General features: G+C 33.7%; 25 protein-coding genes. 15 read left to right on the top strand and 10 right to left on the bottom strand.

The window, feature by feature from the left end; genetic code table 11:
* Window positions 1-11 precede the first annotated feature (11 nt).
* The 8 genes from UCH001_RS05275 to UCH001_RS05235 form a co-directional block, all read right to left on the bottom strand.
* A complete protein-coding gene (locus UCH001_RS05275; protein ID WP_067175215.1) occupies window positions 12-1,856 on the bottom strand; it encodes a DUF262 domain-containing protein in 1,845 nt (614 codons plus the stop codon).
* Window positions 1,840-3,135: a DUF262 domain-containing protein gene (locus tag UCH001_RS05270; protein WP_067175211.1), complete on the bottom strand. Its 1,296-nt coding sequence runs from the start codon at window positions 3,133-3,135 to the stop codon at window positions 1,840-1,842. The genes UCH001_RS05275 and UCH001_RS05270 overlap by 17 nt, the downstream gene beginning before the upstream one ends.
* 11 nt (window positions 3,136-3,146) lie before the next feature.
* Entirely contained in the window at window positions 3,147-4,055 is a 909-nt protein-coding gene (locus UCH001_RS05265; protein WP_067175208.1) for an HAD family hydrolase, read from the bottom strand.
* Between the two features lie 22 nt (window positions 4,056-4,077).
* Window positions 4,078-4,539 (bottom strand): hypothetical protein, encoded by a 462-nt coding sequence (locus UCH001_RS05260; RefSeq protein WP_067175205.1) that lies wholly within the window; start codon window positions 4,537-4,539, stop codon window positions 4,078-4,080.
* A gap of 360 nt (window positions 4,540-4,899) precedes the next feature.
* Window positions 4,900-5,733 (bottom strand): J domain-containing protein, encoded by an 834-nt coding sequence (locus tag UCH001_RS05255; RefSeq protein WP_067175201.1) that lies wholly within the window; start codon window positions 5,731-5,733, stop codon window positions 4,900-4,902.
* Window positions 5,734-5,746: 13 nt separating this feature from the next.
* A protein-coding gene (locus UCH001_RS05250; protein ID WP_145973095.1) for an IS3 family transposase occupies window positions 5,747-6,912 on the bottom strand; the annotation gives its coding sequence in 2 pieces (ribosomal slippage) (window positions 5,747-6,660 and window positions 6,660-6,912; 1,167 coding nt in all).
* Window positions 6,855-7,355 carry a WD40 repeat domain-containing protein gene (locus tag UCH001_RS05240; protein WP_067175198.1) on the bottom strand — a complete coding sequence of 167 codons (501 nt, stop codon included), beginning with the start codon at window positions 7,353-7,355 and terminating at the stop codon, window positions 6,855-6,857. Before UCH001_RS05240 ends, UCH001_RS05250 begins: the two co-directional genes overlap by 58 nt.
* A 5-nt stretch (window positions 7,356-7,360) precedes the next feature.
* The gene (locus tag UCH001_RS05235; protein ID WP_082705673.1) at window positions 7,361-8,107 is read right to left on the bottom strand and encodes a chromosomal replication initiator protein DnaA; all 747 of its coding nucleotides are present in this window, start codon (window positions 8,105-8,107) and stop codon (window positions 7,361-7,363) included.
* Window positions 8,108-8,360: 253 nt separating this feature from the next.
* On the opposite strand from UCH001_RS05235, the gene UCH001_RS05230 reads away from it, so the two are divergent.
* The 7 genes from UCH001_RS05230 to UCH001_RS05200 all read left to right on the top strand — a co-directional run bounded on the left by UCH001_RS05230 (window position 8,361) and on the right by UCH001_RS05200 (window position 12,796).
* The gene (locus UCH001_RS05230; protein ID WP_067175195.1) at window positions 8,361-8,765 is read left to right on the top strand and encodes a hypothetical protein; all 405 of its coding nucleotides are present in this window, start codon (window positions 8,361-8,363) and stop codon (window positions 8,763-8,765) included.
* A complete protein-coding gene (locus UCH001_RS05225) occupies window positions 8,765-9,172 on the top strand; it encodes an ankyrin repeat domain-containing protein (protein WP_067175191.1) in 408 nt (135 codons plus the stop codon). Before UCH001_RS05230 ends, UCH001_RS05225 begins: the two co-directional genes overlap by 1 nt.
* Before the next feature lie 75 nt (window positions 9,173-9,247).
* The gene (locus tag UCH001_RS05220) at window positions 9,248-9,778 is read left to right on the top strand and encodes a hypothetical protein (protein ID WP_067175187.1); all 531 of its coding nucleotides are present in this window, start codon (window positions 9,248-9,250) and stop codon (window positions 9,776-9,778) included.
* An 80-nt stretch (window positions 9,779-9,858) separates the two neighbouring features.
* Window positions 9,859-10,398, top strand: a complete 540-nt coding sequence (locus UCH001_RS05215) for a hypothetical protein (RefSeq protein WP_067175184.1) — start codon at window positions 9,859-9,861, stop codon at window positions 10,396-10,398.
* Window positions 10,395-10,778: a hypothetical protein gene (locus tag UCH001_RS05210; RefSeq protein ID WP_067175181.1), complete on the top strand. Its 384-nt coding sequence runs from the start codon at window positions 10,395-10,397 to the stop codon at window positions 10,776-10,778. Before UCH001_RS05215 ends, UCH001_RS05210 begins: the two co-directional genes overlap by 4 nt.
* A complete protein-coding gene (locus UCH001_RS05205) occupies window positions 10,762-12,201 on the top strand; it encodes a histone deacetylase (protein WP_067175178.1) in 1,440 nt (479 codons plus the stop codon). The genes UCH001_RS05210 and UCH001_RS05205 overlap by 17 nt, the downstream gene beginning before the upstream one ends.
* Window positions 12,202-12,469: 268 nt before the next feature.
* The gene (locus UCH001_RS05200) at window positions 12,470-12,796 is read left to right on the top strand and encodes a hypothetical protein (RefSeq protein ID WP_197651437.1); all 327 of its coding nucleotides are present in this window, start codon (window positions 12,470-12,472) and stop codon (window positions 12,794-12,796) included.
* Window positions 12,797-12,881: 85 nt separating this feature from the next.
* Here the strand turns inward: UCH001_RS05200 and UCH001_RS05195 are convergent, their stop codons facing one another.
* Window positions 12,882-13,709 (bottom strand): Sir2 family NAD-dependent protein deacetylase, encoded by an 828-nt coding sequence (locus UCH001_RS05195; protein ID WP_231963976.1) that lies wholly within the window; start codon window positions 13,707-13,709, stop codon window positions 12,882-12,884.
* 79 nt (window positions 13,710-13,788) lie between these two features.
* Window positions 13,789-14,712 (bottom strand): YafY family protein, encoded by a 924-nt coding sequence (locus UCH001_RS05190; RefSeq protein WP_067175171.1) that lies wholly within the window; start codon window positions 14,710-14,712, stop codon window positions 13,789-13,791.
* Window positions 14,713-14,912: 200 nt separating this feature from the next.
* Between UCH001_RS05190 and UCH001_RS05185 the strand changes: the two genes are divergently transcribed.
* The 8 genes from UCH001_RS05185 to ybaL all read left to right on the top strand — a co-directional run bounded on the left by UCH001_RS05185 (window position 14,913) and on the right by ybaL (window position 21,757).
* Complete coding sequence (locus tag UCH001_RS05185; RefSeq protein WP_067175168.1) at window positions 14,913-16,154, top strand: MBL fold metallo-hydrolase; 1,242 nt, start codon at window positions 14,913-14,915, stop codon at window positions 16,152-16,154.
* 16 nt (window positions 16,155-16,170) lie between these two features.
* Window positions 16,171-16,719 (top strand): hypothetical protein, encoded by a 549-nt coding sequence (locus UCH001_RS05180; RefSeq protein WP_067175165.1) that lies wholly within the window; start codon window positions 16,171-16,173, stop codon window positions 16,717-16,719.
* Between the two features lie 24 nt (window positions 16,720-16,743).
* Window positions 16,744-17,445: a hypothetical protein gene (locus tag UCH001_RS05175; RefSeq protein ID WP_067175163.1), complete on the top strand. Its 702-nt coding sequence runs from the start codon at window positions 16,744-16,746 to the stop codon at window positions 17,443-17,445.
* Between the two features lie 484 nt (window positions 17,446-17,929).
* The gene (locus tag UCH001_RS05170; protein WP_067175161.1) at window positions 17,930-18,322 is read left to right on the top strand and encodes a thioredoxin family protein; all 393 of its coding nucleotides are present in this window, start codon (window positions 17,930-17,932) and stop codon (window positions 18,320-18,322) included.
* Between the two features lie 62 nt (window positions 18,323-18,384).
* A complete protein-coding gene (locus UCH001_RS05165) occupies window positions 18,385-18,693 on the top strand; it encodes a DUF6172 family protein (RefSeq protein WP_067175159.1) in 309 nt (102 codons plus the stop codon).
* Between the two features lie 41 nt (window positions 18,694-18,734).
* Window positions 18,735-19,193 (top strand): isoprenylcysteine carboxylmethyltransferase family protein, encoded by a 459-nt coding sequence (locus UCH001_RS05160; RefSeq protein ID WP_067175155.1) that lies wholly within the window; start codon window positions 18,735-18,737, stop codon window positions 19,191-19,193.
* A gap of 17 nt (window positions 19,194-19,210) precedes the next feature.
* Window positions 19,211-19,942 (top strand): HAD family phosphatase, encoded by a 732-nt coding sequence (locus tag UCH001_RS05155; RefSeq protein WP_067175152.1) that lies wholly within the window; start codon window positions 19,211-19,213, stop codon window positions 19,940-19,942.
* Between the two features lie 117 nt (window positions 19,943-20,059).
* Complete coding sequence (ybaL, locus tag UCH001_RS05150; RefSeq protein WP_067175150.1) at window positions 20,060-21,757, top strand: YbaL family putative K(+) efflux transporter; 1,698 nt, start codon at window positions 20,060-20,062, stop codon at window positions 21,755-21,757.
* The last annotated feature ends 5 nt before the right edge of the window (window positions 21,758-21,762 follow it).

Raw genomic sequence — 21,762 nt, 5'->3', positions numbered from 1 at the left:
CCGCCTCTACATTACAACAGTTCATTAGTTAATAATTCAATCATCTGAGATTGATGTTTTTTTATTTCATACTCAGTCCAGTTCTCACTTTCCATCATAATTCGTTGCTTTATGCTATTGTTGGATTGCTTTGAATAAAACTCTTTTTTTGCCTTAGGCGTAAAATTACTTAGTCTAGAGTTTTCACTACTTGTTACTAAGCATAAATTACCAAAGCTATTTAATATCGGACCATCTAATTTGTCTATATTTTTCATTGTCTTTTGTGGATAATAGTGTTCAACAGATGAGCGAAATGAAAATGAAAAATTCTCTTTAAATTGATTAAAATTTTCATTTTTCCATAGTAAATAATCAAGATAATTGAAAATATAATTTTCAACATCTGTCCCTTGGTTTAAGTTATTCCAATCAATTGCACTATTTTTACTTTCGCCATTATGACAATAGATAATTTCGTAATAATCAGTTGGAGATATACTTAAAAATCTATCTTTCATGTAAGTTTTAGCTATTTTTTCTAAATAAGAAATATAACAACTATCTTGAATTTCGCTATTTTCAAATAAATATTTTAGTGCAGCATTCAACCAATGTTTGTATATTAGAGTAGGTGCTGAGACATGAAACATTGATAAAAGAATTAAGATGTTTTTGTTTTGTCTTTCATCATTAAATCTATTTTTATAATAAGCAGAATTATTTTTACTTGGATGATCATTTTTGATTAATTGTTTCAAGCTCCATTCATCGCCTTTAGCTGTATATTCTCTTTTAATGATATAGTTATCGAATAAAAACTTCATTTTTAGAAGGTTAAATCCAAAACATTTAACATCTTCCATTGACTCATATTTGCCATTAAATGTTTCTAGCAATCTCTTATCATCAAGAGGGATATCCTCATTTGTTTGAATTCTTAACACATGCAACAAAAAGTTTGAAAAATTGATAACCGCATTAAATCTTTCAGGATTATCATCATCTTTTACAAGTTCAGGTGACGACATTTTCTTTGCATTAATTCCGATAAGTTCCGCTATAGTACTTGCATTTTCGCTCATTTGAATTTGATCTGATTGATTGAGCAGATCATCAAAACTTTTCTTTTGAAATTCGTTCCAATTATTACCAAAAATATTTTTTCGTTGTTCATGTGAAAAACCATACTGAACATATCGTTCCATGTTAGTACAAGCTTCCCAAATTGTATTGAACATACTTGTTGCTTGTTTGTCATCTTTTAATTTTGCAAGCATCCGTGATTTCAAAATTTCATGCTTTTCTAGCTGTTCACCTCTATTATTCATAATTTCAAAATAATGATTCAAATCGGTGTCCTCTGGAACTTCGATTCTTAATATTTGAACTTTATCTAGAAAATAATCAATAAATTTTTCATTTAATTTTTTGAATCTTTTTTGAATAAGCACATAGGCATTTAAAATGTTTATATTTAATTCTTCTTTCAAATAATTGTCAAATTTAAACTCTTGTCTTCTAATCTCTTGTAACGTTTTTTCTGCTCTTTCTCTACTTTCAAATTTTAATCTAAATGATTCATTTAATTTATTTAAGACACTCATCAATATAAATAATGTTGTAAGTCGTTGTTGTCCATCAATCACTTCAAATGCTTTATCTCTTTTAAAAACTATCAGAGTCCCAATATAATAGTTTTTTTTATCATTGTTTTTTTCATTTTCTTCGCAATAATCATAAATATCATCTATCAGCTGATTTATCTCTTTTTCACCCCACGCATAATTTCGCTGATATACTGGAATAATGTAGTCTCCATTTTCAAACAATTTTTCTATAGAAAAGACTTTAGGTATATTATTGTTTTGTGACATAACCCAACTCCTCAAATTTTTCTACTATTTCTTTAACTTTAGTTGCGACTATTTGGCTTACAATTTCTAATTGTAAATTGATAATTTCTTTATGATTAATTGCTTCTCTTATGTGTTGAAAAATATTGATATTTTCTATATAGGCTAAGGCATAATTATCCATTGAAGCTATTTGGACAGAGTGTTGTTTTAATCTTAATGAATATGCCCAAATGAAGAATTTTTCAATCGCTTTGTCGAGCTCGACTTCTCCAAATCTGTCAATGTAATACATTAAAGCGCAATCAAAAAGAATACGAACATATTTATCACCTGTTCTACTTTTTGATTCGTATGAATCCAGCAGTATCAAAATCTCATTTTTAATCTCTTTCATTTTTTCTTTAAACTTTTTATAGTAAGTAACCATTTCAAAAAAGCGTTTACCATTGATAATCGTTTGATCTATCTGAAATGGATAATTCATTGTATTTGAATCGATTTGATGGATATACTCTTGATTGTAATGATTAATGTAGGAATTAGCAATTACTTGTATTTTGGAATACATGTATTCATTCATATCATGTAGGTTAAATCCTTTGAATACACCAATGTCTTTTTTAGTAAAAAATCGAGCTGAACGAGTTTTGCTCCATTGGCGTATACGGAAAAGATTATCTTCAAAAAGCCTAGTTAACTCTTCAGGATTCACATCTTCCCACGTTTTGATAATTTTTATTTTTTCTTTCTCCTCAACTTCATCCATTTCTCTTAAATGATACGCTTTCAGTAAATCATGAGGGTCTAAATCTTTACCTCTTGCATTTTGTGAATCAAAAAATTGAAAAGCTTCCGTTAGATCATTAAGAGTAATAACAACAATTTCACATTTTTCAAAAATAAATTTGATTGTTTTCTCATCAAACTCATTAGCTCTCCTTTTGATAGCTTGGTAGTTATTTTGGATGTTAAACTTTGAAATATCACTCTTAAATTTCCAATCAAAATTTATGGTCAATGAGCCTACATATCTTTGGTTAACTTCTTTAAGAGCATGGTAAATTAGTAACAGCGATATAGTTCGTTGTTGACCATCAACGATATTTAATTTTTCATTCTCTTTGTGCAAAACAATAGTACCAAGTCTATATGTTTCTTTGTCATTAAAACGTAAAATATCATCTATAAGCTGATTGATATTATAAATATCCCACTTATATGGCCTTTGATATTCTGGTATTTGCAGATTAGTTTTATTCAATAAATCTTTTACTTTAATGATTTCGTTGGATTCCAAAAATATATCCTTTAAATTTTACTATTCGATTTATTCATAATATTTTTTGCCACACTCTCAACATACCCAAGCAAAGCCATTTTTAGCGGTTTACCAAACGAATAATCAGCAGGCAATAATTGCTCTGCACGATTGGCTTCGATGGCGAGTTTATAGCCATTTAGATAAGTTTCAAGGGTGTGTTCTTCATCTATTGAGCCATCACTAGTTTTCTCTTCACGATATACGGCAATTGATTTACCGCCATTTTTATTGACCAAGGAAAAGGCGGGAATATCCGTTTGTCCATCTCCCAAAAAGATCATGTTCTCAAATGGTACTCGGTAGTGATGGATCACTTCATTTACAAGTGAAGGATGATCGCCATTTTTAGGAGAAACTCCCTTAGCTATCATAAAAAGCTTTTGAGTTTTTATGGTATGGCCAACGGTTTCTTTGATGTACCCGAGCTTTCCCGTGTCGTCTTCATCAAAATCGCATGCAAATATTTCTTTAAAATAACCATTAAGATCATGTGCTTCAAAAGCGCCTTCTATCATCGGTTTAAGTCCACCACTGATACAGTAGCACTCTAACTCTATATTATGTTCGGCGAACTCTTTTTTGTTAAGAAGTGTTTTAAGATCATCAAAAACCGAGGTGAACCCATCTTTACGGCTAAGCCCTTGATATAGTTCCACCTGACGCCCAAATTCACGTAATTTTTCATTGGTGAGTGCGTATTTACTATCGCGTCTACCATAATCGATCATATTACGCATATAAGAGTGCTCTAGATCGTATCCTTGCTTTCCCAATACCCCACATTCACGCCAAAACGTCTCTGCATCAACACCCCAATGATCAAAAATGACCTGTTGCTGGAATTCTGGTGAGAGGGTTATATCAAAGTCAAAAATAAGTGCGATGATATTATTCATTTAAAATTCTTTAAGAAATACATCATTCATCATCTCCAAATTCCTCATCAATGGCTTTACACCGTTTTTCATGGATTACTTTGGCGTCTTTATATTCCATAACCCAAAGTGCTTGGTTTGTAGATATGGGGTCTTTATAGGCATCGCCATACTTCTCACAAAGTGCATTATAAACCTCACTACCGATGTCAGTATCAATAGCAATGCTTCCAAGATAGGGCCATTGAAGCCATTCTATACCTACTAAATCAAATACTTCTAAGAGTGCTGTTTGCGGAAAATTGGTTTTCATATATTCTAAAAAGTTTTCTCGCGCTATTTCATCTGTGAATTGACGGTTATAAAAACTAAAGGCTTCCTCATCAGAAATTTTCTGGTGTAGCGCGTGTATTTCATTGTAACGAGTATTGAACACCATCCAAATAGAGTCTTTTTTACGGTGTTTGGCTATGTATTCCTCAATAGTATAAAGTAGCTGTGGCATGGGCTTATCCTTTTGTGTGATTATAGACAATGTGGTATTAAATAAAACCTAGTTATGAACATTTCTCTTCTTTGAACTGAATTTCATCAGTACATGATTTTTTCAAATCCTCAACACATATCTCTTTTAAATTTAATATGGCATCTAGTAAACACTTACGTGCCACATTTTCAATTTGACCACCACTTAATTCATAATGAGCAATGGATGCAATGATCTCATTTGAGAGATCTGGAACTTTTGATTTCCAAATCTTTGCGCGGGTCTGCTTACTTGGTTTTGAAACTTCTATCTTATACAGAAATCGTCTTGTTTGTGTGTCAAGACGTTTTATTTATCTACCAAGAGTATTTCTTCATCTCAAGAATAAAACCTAAGTGCATTATAATTATTCATAAGAGACATGAGTTCATATTCAAGATTCCCTTTAAGCTCTTCAAAGTATGTATCCCAATTATCCAAATCTTTAATAATTTCAAATGTTTCATCTAATTTTATTTCTGTTATTTCGTTTTCAGTGATTTTAAGCTTTTTTCTAAGTTTGACAATCTTTGCTTTAAGTTTTTCTTTATTATTTATATTATTACTTGCAACAGTAAAGCCAATATCATGCTGTAACGCGAAAAGTATCTCTTTAACAATTGTTAAATTTTTTTCACTATAGGCATCATTGAGTTTTTGCATCATCTCATGCGCTTGAGTTTTCAGTTCATCAGCTACGATATCTGGATGGCAAAGTCTACTGGCTTGCCTATAGAGCTGTTTAAGTTCTTTTTTCTCGCTTTCACTAAGATCAAATAATTTAGCATTGAGTTCTTCTTCAAAATTATTTCTAAATTCTTCATACATACGTTTAGTTTCTTCGTACTCTTGCATGTCAGGATCTTCGTCAAACTCTTTTATCGCTTTCTGATATTTTTGATTCAAAGCCTCTTCTGCAACATTTAATTCTTCTTTTAAAACTTTTATTTTTTCATAAAGTTCATGGTAGGTATCATCTAAAGGATTAAGTTTTGCCAGTGCTTCTTCAAGAGAAGATTGATATGTTTTTTTCATATCAATAGCTTGTTTTAAAGCTGCATACTTCTCTCTCAAATGTTGAAAACGAGCTCTTTTTTCTGCTGTAGTAAAATGATGTATCTCTTGTTTTACATGTAATATTTTTTGAATGAGCTCTCTGGAATGACCCCACATTTGTAGACACACTCTAATTCTGCGAAGCCATATTTAATTTCTCATTATATCTTTTTTCAAATTCATTGGGCGAAATATAACCAAGATAGCTATGCCTTCTGGTTGAATTATAAAACATTTCAATGTAATAAAATATGTCTGATTGTGCTTCCTCTCGTGTAATATAAATCTGTTTTTTGACACATTCACGCTTAAATGTTTTAAAAAAGCTTTCAGCCACTGCATTATCATAACAGTTGCCTCGCCTGCTCATGCTAGGAATCAGGTTGTATTTTTTTAGGAGTGCTTGCCACTCGTAAGAGCTATACTGTGATCCTTGATCAGAGTGTACAATAACTTCATGATGTGGTTTTTGTCTAAAGGTTGCCATTTCCAGAGCTTTTAGAGCTAACTGTGTTGTCATGCGATGACTTGTTGCCCATCCAGCAACTTTTCTACTGAAAAGGTCTAATACAACCGCTAAATAAAACCATCCTTCATGTGTTTTGATATAGGTTATATCTGTTACCCATGTGTGATTTGGCTCTTGAACATTGAAACACTGCCCAAGATGGTTAGGATGTGCCAAATGTCTCTGCCCTTTTTTATAACGAGGTTTTTTCTGTTTGACACCTGCACCAAAGAGTTTGGCTATGTTCATAAGTCTTGCGACTCTTTTTTTATTCACACTGATACCTGATGCTATAAGATCTTTGGTAACAGTTCGATATCCATAGATACGACCACTGTGTTCATAAGCCTCTTTAATGTGTTGCAAGACCACTTTATTATCTCTATCACGTTTTGATTCTGGTTGTTTATTCCATGCATAATAACCACTAAAATGGACTTGCAAAGCTTTGCACATTCTTCGCACGGGATAAAATGGCTTATACTCTTTAATGAAGGCGTACTTTACTTTTGATTCTTGGCAAAGTACGCTGCGGCCTTTTTTAGAATGTCACGCTCCTCGGTGACTCTTTTTAATTCTGCTTTGAGCTTCCTATTCTCGGATGATAAATCTTTGGAAGCTTGGTGTTGTGAGGTACTTTGAGGATTACTATAGATTTTTATCCATGCTTTGAGTGAATCAGGATGCACTCCTAATCTTTGTGCGGTATCTTTAATGGGATAGCCATTTTTTACAATTTGATTGACTGCCTCTTGTTTGAACTCGTCTGTGTATAGTTTATTTGCCATGGAATTACTTTCTCCTCTTGATGTTTCATGTGGTCATTATCGACCGTATTAACAGTTTCAAGAGTGTCTAGTGTTGTGGGGTCATTCCATACTTTAATTGTTTTGTCGTCACTTGCAGATACAATTCTATTGCTGTCATGAGAAATAGCAATAGAATTGATACAATCTTTATGCCCTTTAAATATCTGAATCTCTTTTCCACTAGGTAAATCCCAAAGCTTAATAGTCGCATCTCTACTTCCAGAAATCATATACTTTCCATCAGAAGAAATTGCAACAGATTCAACAACATTATCACTATGTATTAATGTTATTGGGTATTTTATACTTGGGTTACTTTTTTGTATATTGACAAGTATTTTTTTCGTTATCTTTAATAAGACTCTGGATCTTGCCAATACGAGTTGATGATCGTTGTTAGTGGTTGTTAATTCATTGTTCATAATGTTTATTCAATTGGCATATTCAAAAAATTTTTTAAAATTTTTTGAATAATATCAATCATGTTTTTTTGATGTATCAAGTTTTTCAAAACATTTAAATTAATAGCAAAACTCTCAATTTCACGGATATCATCACCAATGTTTACTGCAATATCATTGATAATATCATCACCCAAAGAGAATTCAAAAATATCACATTTCTTTTTAATCATAGCTATTTTATCTTCAAGTTCTGGTATCCCAATATCAGATATAAATCCACCTATAAAACGACTTTTTAAACGATCTTCAAGACCATTAATCATCTTTGGTGGTTTATCTGAGGTTAATACAATCTGTTTACCTGCAGCGTAAAGTTCATTAAAGGTATGAAAAAATTCTTCTTGTGTTTGAATTTTATTGGCCAAATCTTGTATGTCATCGATAAGTAAAACATCGCAACTACGGTATTTTTCACGGAAACGATCCATTGATTGGTTGCGAAGATTATAGGTAAAGTCATTCATAAACTGCTCAATCGTCGCATAAATAACGATTTTGCCTTTACTTTGAGCATAATTACCAATAGCATGAATAAGATAGGTTTTGCCAACGCCTATTGGACCATAGATGAAAACTGGACTATACATAACACCTGGTTTGTCTGCTACTAGTTTAGCTATGGTGTAGGATACGTGATTAAAATTCCCAACCACATAATTATCAAATGTATACATCTTATTTAGCACTGTAGCGCTAGTTTCACTTGACATACTAAATCCTTTTCTTGAAAAATTTTATATCGATTTTAACACCTAAGCTAGACATATTTATGTCCCATTTTAAAGATATCATGACACATTAAAATCGTAACTCAGGGATAATCATATGCAATTACAGAATTTGGCATTCACTCAACATAGCACTGAATTTAGTAAATTTGAAAACAATAAATTATTGAAAAAAGAGCTGCCATGTTGCACAATCCAAGTGCTAACTCATGCGCTTCTGGTATAGGAATTAGAGATGGTAGAACATTCATCTCTCTTTATCGAAGCGTTATTGCTCGATAAAAAAGCGGTTAAAAAGCTCACAAAACACTATTTTCTAGAACGTAAAACAACACCAAAAGAGCCAAGTATCGATGCCCTCGCAAAAGAATGGGGTATCGACCTTCTTGAGAGTTTTGCGTACGTGATGCTTTATAGAGCTTTTTTTCGTTATGGTTCACCTATAACGCTTGCTAAATTGTGCAAAACACTCCAAATGGAAAAGAAAAAATTTCCGATGCAACTTCGCTTAATGCTTTATCTACGATTCGCTGAGAAGCAAGGTTTGATCACTAAAAAGAACTGGTTAAAGAGAAAAATATCAAAGACAGAGTATGTCATAAAACACTATGACGTTGAAAAACAACAAAGGAAAATTTGATGATACGCAGTCCATTAAAAAAATTACGTAACGCTTTAATCAATTATAGTGATGCAAAGATCATTGAAGCAGTCAAAAATGATCGTGTCATTATGGTGAGGTTATTGCTGATGGTTGGAGTAAATCCAAATGCAAAAGACTCTTCAAATATAACGCTTTTGATGCTGGCGTGTGCCAAGTCTCATCTTAAAATCATCAAACTATTATTGTACTATAAAGCATCTATCTATGAAAAAGATCACGATGGTTGGACGGCTTCAAAATGGGCTTATTTTAAAAACGATCGCGATGTCATTATTCTCTTAAAACAGTATGCAAAGTTACAACCTTTTTACAGTGTTGGGGAGCCTAAAATAAATGTGTTTGAGGACTTTCTTTTAGTCGTGAATGATCAAAAATCATTATGAGAGTAATGCCTTATTTCAGAAAGATGCCTTATAAATTTGTTATGATGTCATGATAATAAGATCAAAGGAGCACACATGAGTTTTCCTCTTAAGCGAGATAAATTAATAGATGTTGAGAGTGGTATAAATTTATACATTATATCGGTTCAAGAAACGTTAAAAGATAAAAGAAAATATGTTTCTCCTTTAGTCACTTTACTCAAAGAGAAAGGCTTACCAAATGATGGATTTAAACCTCAATCTAAAGAAAGAATTTTTATATGTTATTGGCAACTAAGTGAACATACTTTATTTCTGACATCACTTTTCAATAAAACAGAACAACGCTTTGATGATCTTTTTTTATCAAATCCTAACAGTGAAGCGCTTGATCATTCAGACTCTAACGTTGAGCTGAGAATAAAAGCATCATGGTTTAGTGGCGTTATCGTAACGAGCTGTAGACTGCCTAATAGTGATAAAGATAAAAATGGTGTAGCTTATTATATTACTGGCGGAAATTGCGTAAAAAAAGAAGTTATACATGTAAAAGATCCTTATCCATTTGGAACAGCTTTAGTGGATTATATTGAAAACGATACTGATCTATCTAAAGTGATTCAATAGTAGTATCTTTTTAATATATTGGACACAATAATGTCCATAAAATAGCTTATACTAACTTCATAAAACTTAAAAGGATTTTTATGAAGCTAGCGCTAGGTATTGGCTCTTTTGAACAACATATGCTTAATTCAACAAAATACCTCAATACTATCACCGAGTATAATATATTAGTTATCACAGATGAATTTTTACCCAATAAATACACAATGCCTACATTTCTGACAGATAAACACGGACATGTAATTCAATCCTTTGACACATTCTTTCATACATTCGATTTTGAACTTGTTATGAGTACTTACACACGATGTGTTGTTTTTATTGGTATTGGAGGGGGTTACAGTACGACAGTATTGCAAAAAATCTTAGCCAACAGTTCTTCAAAATCTAGAAAAAAGTTATTTATTATAGCGGTACGACCTTTTGATTTTGAAGGGAAAAACAAACATCTATGCGCAAAAGAGATGGAGCGAACCTTTCATAAGTTAGATGTGCAACATAAAATTTTTTCAGATCGAAACCTCATTCACGATTGCATGCATCAAGACATAAATACCTATATGGATGGTTTTTACAAAATGCTCTATGAAGCAATTCCACGTGAAAAGGAATGTAGATGAAATATTTAAATTCAGCTGTTTTCAACACTGCAAAAAACTTTGGAATCGATCTATCTCATGACAATGAGTTTATTTTAATCACGCAAAATGCCTCTTTGTGCGACCATGCAGCACTTAACGCTACATGTAAACTACTGAGCCTTTTAAACAAAGAAACATTAATGCTCTTAAGTTATACACAGTGGTATATCTCGTTTGAAATGCATCCAAGTTATCCATTGTATGAACTTAGCGAAGCCATGGGAAAAATCATGGATGTAGCCGATGAGTATGATCTTACCTTTGATACTCAAACCAATGAAACATTGAGCCTTGATGAAATTCATCTGAGCATATTTTTTTATCGATTAAGAGGTGACAACGATGCACAAAAACGATAATGTAACACATGAAACGATCGCCGCAATTCGAAATCTCAATGCTTATTTAATGCAGATTGAAAAAGCGATTGTTGAAAAGGCAGTCGTGTTAGATGGAGCATTGAAAGAGGCGTTAAGGTTAAAAAAAGAGGGGTCGTATGATTACGAACTAGATGTCAAAATTGCCTTCTATAATGATTCATTTGACGATCCTTTATGGGAAAAGGAAGATAGATTAAAAAATATATCAGATAAAACAAAGTACTCACACTTAAATGATGGAGAAAATCACAATGAGTATGAAACGATGCTTGATCATCCTTTTTATGGTGAATTTCATTGCGATTTGCTTCGTACATTGGTGACATCAAATCTCGACTGGGATGAGATTTTAAGCATATCACACGTTCATTGGGAGCTTATTCCTAGATATCAATATTGTGAGGAAATTGTCGCTTTCCCTAAAATGAATTCTCTACAAAAAAAGGCTCTACCCATTATGTATGATTTACATACTTATAATTTTTATCTGCCATCTGTTGTGGAAGATGCAATTCGTGAGAGTAACTATCCTTTAGATCTAAGAAAGTTTGATCGCATTGCTCATAACTTATCGTTTGAGTATCGCTTGGACGCACGGCACATAGAGCCATTGATAGATGAAGAACTGAATGCTTATCATACACGTCAATACCTTCTAAACGTCAGAAGCGATAAACATACGATAAGTTCGGTATTGAATTTAGATGTTTTAAAATTAGTCCCTGCACCTATGAGCAATGCTTATTTGATTGATCCTCTTCGTGCAATGGCTAATGGAACAATTCAAGCCTCTTTTTTGGCTTTAGAGGTTGGTTGGGCGATAAATCTTGGCGGAGGCTTCCATCATGCGCATAAAAACAAAGGCGGCGGTTTTTGTTTTTTCAATGACTACGCGCTTGGAACACTACAATTAAGAAAGGCTAACCCATCATTGAAAATTCTTTACATTGACCTTGACGCTCATTTAGGCGATGGCGTTATCGAATTTGCAACACACATGGATAATTTTTATATCTTTGATATGTATAACACGTTTCAAGCAGACTTACGAACGACAAAAAAGAGTAAAGATGGACGTTTTACTTTGATAGGAATTCCATTGTTTACTTCAGATAAAGAGTATCTCACCCTATTGAAACACTCTGTTGCGCCACTCATAGATAACATAGCACCCGACTTCATTTTTTACAATGGCGGCAGCGATATACTCAAAGGCGACCCTCTTGGTAAATTGGCAGTCTCAGCAGAAGGGCTAAAGCAACGAGACATCATGATCTTCACTGAAGCTAAAAAACGTCATATACCGATCATGATGTGTTTGAGTGGTGGCTATGGTGTAGAAAATTATAAGGCTGTTAGTGAAAGCCTTGAAGCCGTTATTGAGCTTATGGTGGATTCTTAAATGGTTAAAAAACCTTTTAAAAGTATATAAAATTATGATTTTTTGTTTTATAATTACTCATAGATAGGAATAATGAATAAATGGAAAATAAATCATGACAGAAATATACATCGAATGGAAAGGTCCTTATTCTCTTGAAAAAGTAAAATCTTTAAAAGGAGATACTGACCATGGAGTTTATCAGATTTATGGTACTCATCCAGTGTACGGTTCACATGTGCTACTCTAAATCGGCAAAGCATGTGAACAAACATTTGCAAAACGTATATTGCAAGAGAATTGGATTTACAATTCTGATGAAGAACAAGTTCAAGTATATGTTGGCAGACTATTCAATAAAAAGCAACCAAGTAAGGAAGAGTGGAACACACTTATAACAAAAGCAGAACAATTACTCATTTTTAGTCATTGGCCAGCTGGGAATTCTTCCAATATAAATTCTCTAACAAAAAAAAGAGAGTTTTTGGAAGAATTCAAAGAAGTGAGAATTTATAACTATGATTCTCATCGCAATTTGATGCCTGAAATTTCTGGGAAAATGTACATCGATGAACTCGCATGGTTTGATGAAAAGTGTGTTTTTTCTGCTAAATAATGTAACTTTTAAGACTGTTCTTTAACTCCCTACAGCTAAAGTATCGCTTAAAATTTCTAAACATAATTCTTTGATAAACTAGCTACTATTTTTTTATTCCATCAAGTCCACCCAAGGGAATACTGAGCCCTCTTTTGACGCTTTTATCGATAAAACTATCATATGGATTAATACGAATTAAATATGCATTCAAAAACTGTTTCGAGACTCTTTCACTTTCATAACGTATGGTTGGAATCGCAGTTCCAGCGCCAATCTCTATTACAACGATATGGGCTGTTTTATTTTGCTTAAGCCATTTACGATATCTTGCGATTTGTTGATTAAAACGTTTTTCGTTCCAATAAGACCAGTCTCCAAACATCAGTATATTCGGCCGAGCGATAGAACCACAATAAGGACATGAAGGTATGTTAAGAGCACGAAATGTGTCTAAATTAACGTTAACAAACGTATCGTTTGCACGCCATATCTTTTTTGAACATGGAGTTAAACACTGCAAATGATGGATACTTCCATGAACTTCAACGATTTTCTCTTCATCAAATCCTGCTTTTTGAAAGTGCCCATCAACATTGGAAGTATAGATGAAATAATTGTTATTTTTTGAATGAACAAGCTCTTTTAAAGCATCAAAGCCTTTATGAGGCGTAGTAGCACGGTATAAATTGAGCCTTTGACCATAAAAAGCCCAAGCAAGAGAAGGATCTGTCTTAAAAAGTTTTGGCGTAGCCATATCTTCAAAGTGAAGTCCTTTATCTTTTAGAAGTGGATAAGCTCTCCAAAAGCCCTCCTCTCCCCTAAAATCGGGTAAGCCACTATCGACACCCATGCCAGCACCTGCTGTGATGAGAATCGCTTCGGCATTTTCAATCAGTTGCTTTGCAATGTTTATGGTTTCTTCAAGTTGCACTTTGTATCCTTTATGTCCACTACTATAAGTCTGCATTAACAGAACTTTATCTCATTTTACGGACATAAAGATGTCTTCTTTATTGAATACTTTGATGATAAGCGTGTATTTTTTCTTTCACGATGTCGGCAATCCATTGAGGTTCTAAGACTTTAATGTAAGGGACATACCAAAAGATCAAAGGCACGATTTCCATTTCATGCGTGATAGGTACAATAATCTCTACTGAACCATCAGCATCTTTGCCTATAATTGTTTGTCCTTTCAGTGGTTTACGCTCAAAATAGGTTATTACTTCTTTATCAATGAGTAAATGCACATCAAAAAGCTCTTTATCCAAATCAAACCAAATGGAATTTGCCTTTTTTAAACGTTCTTCCAACGTTGTATTGATCGCAAATGTATTATCTTGGATTGTGAGACTATTAATGGATTTAAGATAAAACTTTTTAAATTTATTCTCTTCATTGATATCAAGTGCTAAGAGGTACCAAAAGCTGTCAAAAAATGCTAATTTAAGTGGTTGAACGTCAAAAACATGTTTTTTGTAGGTAAAGCTAACGGTGTGCTTTGTTTTAATCGCTTTTTCCAGCAAAGAAAAAAGCTCTATATGGCTTTCATCCAAGGATTCACTCTCGACATTCGCAAAAATAGGATGTTCTAATTGTTGAGAGATTTGTTTCAGCAGAGAATGTGCCTTGCCATAAAAACTACTGCCAGCATTTTTTGCCATCTCATCTAAAATACCGAGAATAATGCGCTCATTGGAATTAAGATTATCTTCGGCTTTTTTGTTATCAAGCTTCCACATTCGTCCTTGTTTAACAGCCCCATACTCACCTAAAACTTCATACAAGTCACGCTGAATGGTCTTTGTACTAACATCCATTTGTTTTGAGAGATCTTGAATACTCATACCATCGCATGATTGTTTTAAAAGCTCGTAAATAGTGTTGATACGTTCCCATTTTGAATTATTTGATGGCCGTTCGACTTTTGGCATACATATCCTTTAGAACATTTGTCAGATTATACATGAATATTGTAATTATATTTTTAAAAATAGACATAAATTTGTCTTAGTCACTTGCTAAAATTTTATATCATATCCCGTATACTATAGAAATTATTCTCGTTGCGGTAAATTTTCAAAAATAAAGACTCTTTATTTTTAAAAGATCTACTTTTTATGTAAGGTATATAATGACACTAACGATCCACAAAGGAACAAATGAAATTGGTGGAAGTTGTATAGAGCTTTCAACTCGAAATACAACTCTCTTATTTGATTATGGAACACCACTAAATTTGGAGTCAAAAAAACTTCATTTTACAAATAAAAAGGTTGATGCCATTATTATCTCTCATCCTCATCAAGATCATTTTGGCGAAATTACAACGGTTGAAACAACGATTCCTATTTATTGTGGGAAGCTTTCAAAAGAGCTGATGAATGCAACGAAGCTTTTTACGGGACAAGGTTTACTGGAAAATAAGTTCTATCATTTTGAAGCATGGAAACCCTTTCAAATTGGAGATATAACCATAACTCCTTATTTGGTTGACCATAGTGCTGTCGATGCGTATGCTTTTTTAGTTGAATATAACGGTAAAAAAGTAATTTATAGTGGTGATTTTAGAGCTAATGGCAGAAAATCAAAACTCTTTGAAAACATGCTTAAACAAAAGAAGCTCAAAGATGCTGATCTTCTTTTGATGGAAGGAACGATGCTACAACGAAGCAACGAAGAGTTTCCCAATGAAATCAGTGTCGAAAACAAGATTCTTGAGACGCTAAAAAATACAGAAACCATTACGTTTATGGTAGGCTCTTCCCAAAACATTGACTCTCTCGTTTCTGCTTACAGGGCATGTAAAAAAACAGGAAAAATCTTTGTAATCGATATGTACACCGCATGGATACTTGAAAAAATGTCAAGTGTTTCAACATCTATTCCAACGATGGATTGGAAAAATGTTTTTGTATTGAAAGTGTATGGTGGAAGCTATTATGAGAAAATCAAAAAAAATCGTGACTACTTTGGGGATTTTCAATACAGACTTTTTAGTAATATAATTTCAATCGATAATATTAAAAAAGAGCCATCACGCTATTATGTAAAAATTTCTCCTTGGCATATTGAAAAACTTTTAAGCAAGCTTGATATTCTGAGTGCAAATATTATCTATTCTCAATGGCTTGGTTATTTAAAGCCTGAATTTAGCGATGCAAAAACGATCAAGCTATATCAAAAACTGCAAGAAAATCATAACTGGATTTATGCACATACCAGTGGACATGCTGATCTTGAAAGTTTAAAAAAGTTTTCAGAAGCATTAAGTCCAAAAGCTCTCATTCCTATTCATACAGAACATAAAGATGCGTTTTGTAAACATTTTGAAAATACCGTTGTCCTTGAAGACGGTATGCCATTTGTTATTTAAGACATTAGGAAAAACCATGCAAGAATCAAATGAAACACTCATTTTAACGTTTGAAAATGTTTATAAAGAAAATAGTTACAGAGGCTATCAGATTCATGATTTAACAGAATTTAAAAGTGAAAGTATTGATGGAGAGATGGAAGATATTAAAGAAGATATTATCGCTAATGTCAAAAAATACTTGAATATTGAAACCAATAAAAGTTCCTTCATCTACAATGACATAGAGACTATTTTAGAAGGCGATTTTCCTTTGGATTATACCATTGAGAAGGTTGATGTAGTTTTTCACGATCATTATGCGTATGATTCTTATAAGCATGATGATGCGATGTATATCGATATGTATGAAGATCATTGTTCAAAAATAGAAAATAAATATGAAGAATTAGATGATGATATGAGCCAAGGACAAATTGACGTTTTTGATGATGCTCTTCATGAGGAGACACAGGAATTTATAGATAATACAAGAGGCTATATTGCAAATGAAGAAGCATGTTATTTATCAAATTATTACTATACTGTCGATGTTCAAATAACACTCACAAAAGCTATATTTTAAAAATATATACCAAAGGATTTAAAGATGGAAGACGCATTCAAGTATTTCAAATTAGCAAAAAGATTGAACGAAAAATACAAGGATAAACTTAATGAAACAGACAAAGATAATCAGGGTAAAATGCATTGCCGTGGCAATGTGAAAGGGATATCACTTGTATCATTAGACTCAAAAACACCAGAAATGGGATATTCTGGTATAAAAACAGAAGAAAAATTTATGACACTTATATCTCCTAAGAAAGTATTAGAAAAACCAAAACGAAAAACTCCTGAAAAACTTTTGCAAGCGACTATTATCGACAAAGCAATGGGTCATCCTTCTCATCTATTACCGTTTGGAGATAATATTCAATTTATTACATCCGAGTTAGTGATGTATGATCAAGCAAATCAAAAAATTGTCAATGATATTTTAGGTTTTAGCAAAAATAATGAACTCTATATTATTGAACTAAAATCTTCAAGGTTTTTAACAGAACTTCAAAAACAAGTAAATGATTTTGAAGCTATTGTCAAAGAACAAGCAGATTTTTTTTACGACTTACTGAAAATCTATGGATTAGAATGGGATAGATGCTCTATTCAAAAAGCTGTTGTTTGGCCTAAATGTCATTCTAAAAATAAAGTATTTCAAAATGACGTTATAGAATTTACGTATGAAAAAGAGATACTTGAACAAGAAAAACAATCGCAATTAATCATTGAAGAAGCCCAATGCGTTTAATACATTTGAGCGATCTCCATTTTAACCAGAGTTGGTTTGATTGGATAATGGCACAACAAAATGACTATGAAATTTTTTGCTTGAAGAAACGATTATTAGGAACCAAAGTGTAGTTCCCTATTAAAAGAAACCTAATTTTTTCAATTACATATTTGTTCCAAATAGAAATATTAAAAACTTGCAGATATTACACTCCCAGATCATCAGTATTTTACCAACAACACTCTACCTTTTAAGAGACGTACGCTCAAAATTCTTGACTATTTTCTTGACTATTTTTCCTAGTTTGCAATATTTTTTCTTGAAAACTTATTGGATAAAAAGCCTATTTTATGGATATTTTTTAGATACTATAGAAAATAAATATCATCATAATACACTCGTGTTTTCATTACATTCCTTATACTTCTTCTCGTATTTTATCTCTATTATATCATGTGTGTTGTATTGTTCTACAATACTTTATTGTAAAGGAAGTCCATCAATGCGTTGGTTATCTAAAGTTCTTATGACAGTATGTTTGAGTGTGATTGCACTACAAGCGAGCTTCTTAGAAGAAGAAAGTGCGAGAGCCATTAAAGAGAAAAAACTCATTCTTGTCAACATCGTAACAGAAAATTGTCCTTACTGTAAACAGATGGATAGAGAAATATTTAGTAACGCAACGTATAGAAAGCAGATTGAGCAAAAATATGTTTTTGTCTCCATCGATCTTTATGACCCATCTTTGCCTAAAGATTTACGCACCAAGTACACTCCAGCCAATGCTATTCTTTCACCAACACGCCATAGCATCATCGAAGGTTATACAGGATATATGGATGCAACATCCTTTATGGCAATATTAGACGATGCATATAAAGCAGAGTTTAAATAGGCATTCAAAGCTAAAACAAAGTACAATACTTATTCAAATATTCATCATTTAAAAGGTTATTCTTGAAAAAAATATTTCATCTTCATGAAGAAAATAAAAACAGCGATAGAGTTGTTGATGCGATCAAACATGAAATCCGAAAATACCTTAAACGTGAGCGCAATAAAAAACTACCAGAAGGGGCTCCTTTTTGGATTTTTGATTGCAAAGCAGGAAAAAATAGCCAAAATGCAGAAGAAATTCCTGTACAAGAACTCATAGCTGCCATCGACAAAGCACACGCTGAGAATTGGGGCGAATGTTATATTGAGATTATCGCTAAACCTGCTAAAAAATCTGTAACTTCGCAAAAAAGCGAAGAGGCAGAGTAATGTTTTGCATGTAAAATACAGAATGTTTTTTTAGGTTTTACATGCGAAAACACCTCAAGACAAGAAGTAAAAGTAACTCGTATCTTTTAGTCATTCAACAATTTGTCTTTATCGCACTTCTTTTGTTACTCCATGGCATACAGATGCCAAATACCTTTGCGCTGCTTCTCTTTTTTCTAGGAGCTCTTTTTGGACTGTATACAATACGTCATAACAAACCTGGCAACTTCAACATTACACCAGAGATCAAAAAAGACGCCTTGCTTATCACTACAGGAGCATACCAATACATCAGACATCCAATGTACTTTTCTGTTCTTGTGATGATGCTTGGTGTGGTACTTTCTAAACCTTCAATTTTAAGTTTTTTTGTTTATGCGCTTTTAGTTGTAACACTCTCCTTAAAAGCTAAAAAAGAGGAAATGTTATGGATAAAACGCTCAAATGAGTATAAAAACTATATGCAAAAAACAAAAAGAATCATCCCTTTCCTCTTATAAATACTTCAAGGAGTTTTATGTTTCAAGATAAAAAAGTCATCATCTTCGATATGGACGGCACACTCATCGACTCTGTGGGCATTTGGAACGTTGTCGATAGAGAGCTTATAACGCGTCTTGGTGGAGAAGCTTTAGATGAAATGAGTATACAACAAAAACGCGATGAGCTATTACGCTCATTTAGCCACACCCAAGATGCCTACTTAGAATACTGCGACTTTTTAGCACACACGTATAATGCACCTTTTTCTAAAGAAGAGATCCGCTCCATGCGCTACGCTATTGCTCAGCATTACCTCAAAAATGTCATCGACTTCAAACCAGATGCGCACACGCTGTTGCACTACCTCAAAGAGCGAGGCTATCAGCTTGTCATCGCAAGCACCACCAGTCAAAACAATCTCAACATCTACATCCATGAAAATAACGCCATGCGCCAAAAAGTGAATTTTGAAAAGATATTTTCGCTCATTTTAGGACGAGAAATGGTGAGTAAGATAAAACCCCATCCTGAAGTACACCATTTCATCATGCAAAAGCTTGATGTCACACCACAGGAGTGCTTAGTCATTGAAGACTCTTTAGTAGGGCTTGAAGCCGCACGAAATGCAGGCATCGATGTTATCGCTATGTTTGATACATATGCCAAACATGAAGAAGCAGAGCTAAAAAAACGATCCATTGGGTATTTTGAAGATTTTAGAACACTGCTTTTGCACGTACAAAAAGAGCATGGAACAACCATTTAGCAAGCCTTGACGCTTTAATATTTTCAAATGAGTTTACATATTATTAAATAATTTATTGTATGATAAATATATATCTATATCATACAATCTCACATAAAAGCTCAGGAGGAAAAGCCAATGGACCATAGCGTATCCTTAATCAGCACCATTGCTTTTGGCTTTGGATTGGCGCTTATCTTTGGCTTCATTGCCACCAAGCTGAAAATCCCAGCCTTGGTTGGTTACTTATTTGCTGGTATTCTTATAGGACCTACTACACCCGGTTTCGTTGCGGACATGACAATTGCTGCGCAACTTTCTGAAATTGGCGTTATGCTCTTAATGTTCGGAGTTGGGCTCCACTTTTCACTAGAAGACCTTTTATCGGTAAGGCGTATCGCCATCCCTGGTGCAGTGATTCAAATGAGTGTTGCGACACTGCTTGGCATGGGTATGGCCATATGGTGGGGATACAGTTTTGGTGCTGCACTCATCTTTGGCGTTTCACTTTCGTGTGCAAGTACCGTGGTATTACTCAAAGCATTAGAAGCTAAAAATATTTTAGAGTCCATGAATGGACGCATCGCTGTTGGTTGGTTAGTTATGGAAGACCTTGCAACCGTACTTGTACTGGTACTTTTACCGCCACTAGCAAATCTTTTAGGCGGAAATGCACCTGCTTCACACGACCAATCTTCCCTTTTCATGACTGTCGGTCAGACACTACTGCAAGTCATAGCGTTTATTGTCATTATGCTTTTTGTAGGTAAAAGAGTTATTCCATGGTGTATTTGGCAAGTGTCTCGCACAGGCTCAAGAGAACTTTTCACACTATCAGTCATTGCTGTTGCTGTAAGCATTGCTTATGGAGCATCTGAGCTTTTTGGTGTTTCATTTGCATTAGGCGCATTTTTTGCAGGTATGGTTTTACGTGAGTCGGAATTCAGTCACAGAGCCGCAGAAAAATCACTTCCATTGCGTGATGCATTTGCTGTTTTATTCTTTGTGGCAGTAGGCATGCTTTTTCAACCCCAAATTTTAATAACTAAGCCTTTAGAAGTCTTATGTGTTGTAGCTATTATTATCCTTGGTAAATCGCTTGCAGCCGCTCTTTTGGTTTTAGCTTTGAGATACCCTTTGCATACAGCACTCACCGTTGCAGCGAGCCTTGCACAAATCGGGGAATTTTCCTTCATTCTAGCCAGTCTTGGTATGACTCTTGGGCTTTTACCACAAGAAGGGTATAGTTTGATCTTAGCGGGTGCCATTATTTCAATTACACTCAACCCTTTTATCTTTAACACATTAACACCCATTAGTCGTTGGATACTTAAGCATTCAGCTTATGCTCGTCATTTGGATGCAAGAAAAGACCCTTCGACAAAACTTCCAGAAAATGATGAACCTTCTCTACCTAAAGGGCATGTTGTTCTTGTAGGCTATGGACGCGTTGGTAAACGCATCTCAGAAGCACTTAAAAAGCAAAATTTGCCTTATATGATTGTAGAACAAAACCGAACACTTGTAGAGTCATTACGCCATCAAGGCTTTAACGCCATTTCAGGTGATGCAACAGATGCAGACATTCTTCACAATGCACACATCCATGAAGCGGCTATGTTGATTATCGCAACGCCTGATGCGATCAATGTACGTAAAATTGCAGAAGTTTCACGCTCACTCAATCCCACCATTGAGCTTATTCTTCGTACGCATAGTGAAGATGAAGCTTCTTTGCTCCAGTCTGATAACATTGGCACTGTCTTTTTTGGAGAAGAAGAGCTTGCCAAAGGTATGACAAATCACGTTTTGTTGCGTTTCATACCTCAGCATTAAGCACA

The sequence above is a fragment of the Sulfurospirillum sp. UCH001 genome (assembly GCF_001548035.1).
Taxonomy (GTDB): domain Bacteria; phylum Campylobacterota; class Campylobacteria; order Campylobacterales; family Sulfurospirillaceae; genus Sulfurospirillum.
The sequence above is the reverse complement of the archived record's forward strand: the minus strand, read 5'-3'. Positions and strand labels throughout refer to the sequence as shown.